Source organism: Paraburkholderia sp., assembly GCF_036488505.1.
In the GTDB taxonomy this organism is placed as follows: domain Bacteria; phylum Pseudomonadota; class Gammaproteobacteria; order Burkholderiales; family Burkholderiaceae; genus Paraburkholderia.
Window position 1 is genome coordinate 1 of the sequence record NZ_DASXHN010000353.1, and the last position, 4,120, is coordinate 4,120.

Annotated in this window: 4 protein-coding genes and 1 pseudogene; all 5 read right to left on the reverse strand. The window is 65.9% G+C overall.

The window, feature by feature from the left end; genetic code table 11:
• Nucleotides 1-315: winged helix-turn-helix domain-containing protein (locus VGH68_RS21035; RefSeq protein ID WP_331605629.1), on the reverse strand; the 315-nt coding region annotated here is incomplete at its 3' end.
• A gap of 310 nt (nucleotides 316-625) precedes the next feature.
• Nucleotides 626-925 carry a hypothetical protein gene (locus VGH68_RS21040; RefSeq protein ID WP_331605630.1) on the reverse strand — a complete coding sequence of 100 codons (300 nt, stop codon included), beginning with the start codon at nucleotides 923-925 and terminating at the stop codon, nucleotides 626-628.
• A gap of 74 nt (nucleotides 926-999) precedes the next feature.
• Nucleotides 1,000-1,935: a 2-dehydropantoate 2-reductase gene (gene panE / locus VGH68_RS21045; protein ID WP_331605631.1), complete on the reverse strand. Its 936-nt coding sequence runs from the start codon at nucleotides 1,933-1,935 to the stop codon at nucleotides 1,000-1,002.
• 243 nt (nucleotides 1,936-2,178) lie between these two features.
• Nucleotides 2,179-3,612 carry an efflux transporter outer membrane subunit gene (locus VGH68_RS21050; RefSeq protein ID WP_331605632.1) on the reverse strand — a complete coding sequence of 478 codons (1,434 nt, stop codon included), beginning with the start codon at nucleotides 3,610-3,612 and terminating at the stop codon, nucleotides 2,179-2,181.
• Between the two features lie 10 nt (nucleotides 3,613-3,622).
• Nucleotides 3,623-4,120, reverse strand: a pseudogene (locus tag VGH68_RS21055) (EmrB/QacA family drug resistance transporter); the annotation flags it as partial.

Genomic DNA, 4,120 nt, shown 5'->3' on the forward strand with positions numbered 1-4,120 from the left:
CGCTTTCGCGGCGGCCCGTGCGCGCAACGCATCCGCGCCGCGCGCCTGCGCTGAGCGCTCGGCCGGCAAACGCTCGAGCCCGTCGGCGACGAAGGTACCCGAGCCCGCGCGCGCGCTTAGATAGCCTTCGGACAACAGCCGCTCGAACACGTCGAGCGTGGTCTTGCGCGATACGCCAAGTTGCGTCGCGAGATCGCGCGTGGACGGCAGACGCGTGCCGCCGGCGAGCCGTCCTTCGACGATGCCCGCGCGCAACTGACGATAAATCTGTCCGGACAGATCGTGATGTCCTTCGACCGCGATATGGATGTCCATTCGGGTAGTTACCTCGAATATCGGCGAAACGGTTATTGAGGCTGACCAGGGGCAAACGTAAGCTTACCGCTGCGGCCGCACCGTCCGGACGGACATCGATGCGAAAACGGGCGCCCGATGCTCGCGCTCGACGAAACCATGGCACGAGCACGATCGACACCGCGCTCGCGGCATTTTTCAGTGGACGGGGAATCAGCGGTCCGACGCAGCCGATCGTCGCGATCAACGGCTGGACCCTGATTTCGGTGTCGTCGAGGACGACACTGGAGTAACACGGCCGCAACGCGGGCGCGCTGCGCTTCAGGCGTGTTCAGAAGACCGCGGAAACCGCTACCGCGAGCCAGATCGATACCACGCCCGTCAGAAACAGATGCCGTGCGATGCGTATGCGGGCGTCGCTGGTCTCCGGCTCGACCGGGCTGGTCGCCATCCACGGCACGAGGCCGAGGCATGCGAAGCCGGCCAGCGCGAGCACGAACACCACGACATCGGCGGCGCGCCAGGCGGTCGGCTCATACATGCCCCAGTAGCCGAGAAACACGATACCGATCGAAAACACCGTCGCCGATGCAGCACTGAGCGCGGGAACCGATCCGATTGGAGCCGGCATGCTTCACCTCCGAAACGTCGTTGGACTACGCTGACGCCCGCCATCGGCTTCGGCACCGGCTCCGTCGCGAGCCGTCAGGAGGTACGGGCCTGGCGGGCTTCGTACGTCTTCAGATGACTATAGGCGATGCGTAGCAGCGACAGGCTGTGCTCGCCCTGTTGTGCGTCGCCGCCACGCGAGATCAGATCGCCGAGAATGTGATCCGCCTCGGTGTGCGAGCGATTTTCGACGTCGCGCAGCATCGACGCGGTCAGAGGCGACGGCGTCAACAGCGTCTGCGCGGCGCGCGCGTCGAAGTCCGCGGCCAACGTGAAGCCGTTGTGCTGCGCGACCGCGCGGCACTCGGCGAGCAGATTTTCGATCAAGCGCTTGCCGTCGGGCGCAGCCAGAATATCGCCGACCGAACCGCGCATCAAGCAGGTACTGCCCGCCAACGTGGCCAGAAACACCCATTTTTCCCACATGCGCAGCAGGATGTTGTCGCTGACCGACGCGTCGAAGTTTGCGCCCGACATCGCCTGCGCGATCGCCTCGACGCGCGCGGACGTGCGACCGGCGAGTTCGCCGAACGAAATCGCCTGCATGTCGTTCAGATGCACGATGTGCTGTTCGGCATTCAGCGTCGCGGCAATCACACACTGGCCGCCGAGCACGCGCTCGTTGCCGAATCGCGCGCACAGCACGTCGATATGGCGCATGCCGTTGAGCATCGGCAGGATTAGCGTCGATTCGCCGACCAGCGGCGCGAACGAATCGATCGCGTCGTCGAGGCTGTAGGCTTTGCAGCTGAGCAGCACGACGTCGAACGGCTCGGCGCTCACGCCGGCCAGAATCGTTTTGACGTGGCGCAGCACGAGGTTGCCGCGCGGGCTCTCGATGACGAGGCCATCGCGCCGCAGTCTGTCCGAGCGGCCCGGGCGCACGAGGAAGGTCACATCCTGACCGGCCGCCGCGAGACGTCCGCCGAAATATCCGCCTACCGCGCCCGCCCCCACTACCAGAATTCTCATCTTGAGCCTCTTCAAAGGATTTGGGTCTCACCACGCATGCCGCGACGTTCGACGCACGCCAACGTGCTGCGCATGCGGTGCGTCTGGAGGAATGTAACAAAGATCGTGCATCGCTTCCGGCCACGCTTGCAACGCGCCCCGTGCTGCGATGCAACCGGGACCAGCCCCGCAAACCGGTTCGCTCACGCACTGCACCGCAGCGCCGCGCCGACGCGTCCGCCTTATGTCCGCCTGCCGTGCGGACTATGGATTCGCGGCCGTGGACGCAACCGTCTGCTGCTCGTCCCAGCCGCCGCCAAGCGACCGATACAGCGCGATCGCCGACAGCGCATGCTCGCGCTTCGCCTGATTCAGCGACTCCGAGTCGCGCAGATACGCCTCCTGCGCGGCCAGCACGTCGAGGAAGCTCGACGCGCCGCCTTTGTACAACTCGGTCGACAGCCGCAGCGCGTGGTTCGACGCGTCGAGCGCGCCGCCCAGACGCTGCACCTGCAGCGCGCCGCTCACGAGGTCGCTGCGGTTGTCCTCGACTTCCTTGAGCGCCTGCAACATCGTCTGCTGCAAACCGAGCTGCGATTCGCGCATGCGGCTTTCGCTCGCATCGATGTTCGCGGTGATGCGTCCGGCGTTGAAGATCGGACTGGTTGCATTCAGCGCGGCGCTAAACAGGTTGTCGGTGAGGGTCGGCAGGCCAAGATACGACGACGCCAGCAAGCCGTTAGTCAAATCGATCCGGAACTGCGGATAACGCTGCGCCTTCGATACCCCTACCTGCGCCGCGCGCTGCTCGACCAGTGCATACGCGACACGCACGTCGGGCCGATGCAGCAACGCGTCGGACGGCAGCGCTTGCGGTGCGCTTTGCGCGGGCACCGGAATCTCGCGCGCATCGGCGAGCAGCAACTCGTCGACGCTTTCGGGCGTGCGCCCCGAATAGACCGCGATCAGACTCAGTTGATGCTGCACCGTCGATTGCATCGGCGGGATCTGCGCCTGCAAATCCTCGAGCTGGTTCTGCGCGCGCGCGACGTCGAGCTGCGTCGACAGTCCGTAATGCAAACGCTGCTGCGTGAGCTTCAGCGCGCGGCTGCGAATTTGTTCGTTGTCGCTGAGAATCCGCAATTGCGTCTGCGCCCAGCGCAGGTCGATATACGCGGCCGCCGTATTCGCGGCCAGCGCGAGCCGCAGTTCCCGTAGCGCGGCCTCGCGGCCCGACACCTGCGCCTGCGACGCCAGCACCGCGAGCCGCTCGCCGCCGAACACGTCGGGCGACCAGCTGGCGGCGACGCCGAAGCCGGCCTGCCTCACATAGCCAAGCGGCGGCGGCGTGTTCTGGCGCATGTCCGATGCGCCCGCCCGCGCGTTCAGTTCGGGCACGAGCGCCGCGCGATTCTGCGTGACGAGATCCTGCGCCTGCTTGACGCGCTCCGCTGCGGCCTGCAAGTCGAGATTGCCGCTCAGCACCGATGCGACCAGACGATGCATGACCGGGTCGCCGAAACGCGCCCACCACGCATCGGTGCCGGCGCTGTCCTGCGGCGCGTCGACGCTCCATGCGGCCGGCGCGACGGTCGTGACCGTCTGCGGCAAATCCGCGTGCGTGGCCGGTTGCACCGCGCACGCAGCGAGCGTCAGCCATGCCGCGCTCGCCACTGCCTTCATCACAATCCGCTTCATGTTGGGTTCCTCAATGGGCATCGGGCGGCGGAGGGGTATGGCCGAACGGGCGTGAAAACAGCACGCTCAGCAAGCCGACCACGAAGCAAAGCGACACGGCCAGAAACGCGTCGGAAAATGCGAGCACGAGCGCTTCGCGCGTCAGGATCGCATTCAGTTCGGCGAGTCCCGCGTGCGCGGCATTCAGTACGTCCCCGCCGAGCGCCGACAGATACGCGGCCTGCTTGTGCAAGATGGCTTCGACCGCCGGACGGCCGGTGTTCAGATGTTCGTCGAGCCGTTCGTAATGCAGGTTCAGCCGATCGTTCAGCATCGTGCTGCTGACCGCGATCCCGATCGCACCGCCGAGGTTACGCATCAGATTGAACAGGCCGCTCGCCGAGCGCAGCCGTGATGGCGGCAATGCGCCGAGCGACATCGTCACGATCGGCGGAATGCAGAACTGTTGGCCGATGCCGCGCAGCGCCTGCGGAATCAGCAACTGTTGCCAGCCCCATTGACTCGTCAA

Coding starts and splice junctions, on each gene's coding strand:
- VGH68_RS21040 (WP_331605630.1), bottom strand. CDS start 925: ATGCCGGCTCCAATCGGATCGGTTCCCGCGCTCAGTGCTGCATCGGCG.
- VGH68_RS21050 (WP_331605632.1), bottom strand. CDS start 3,612: ATGAAGCGGATTGTGATGAAGGCAGTGGCGAGCGCGGCATGGCTGACG.
- panE (WP_331605631.1), bottom strand. CDS start 1,935: ATGAGAATTCTGGTAGTGGGGGCGGGCGCGGTAGGCGGATATTTCGGC.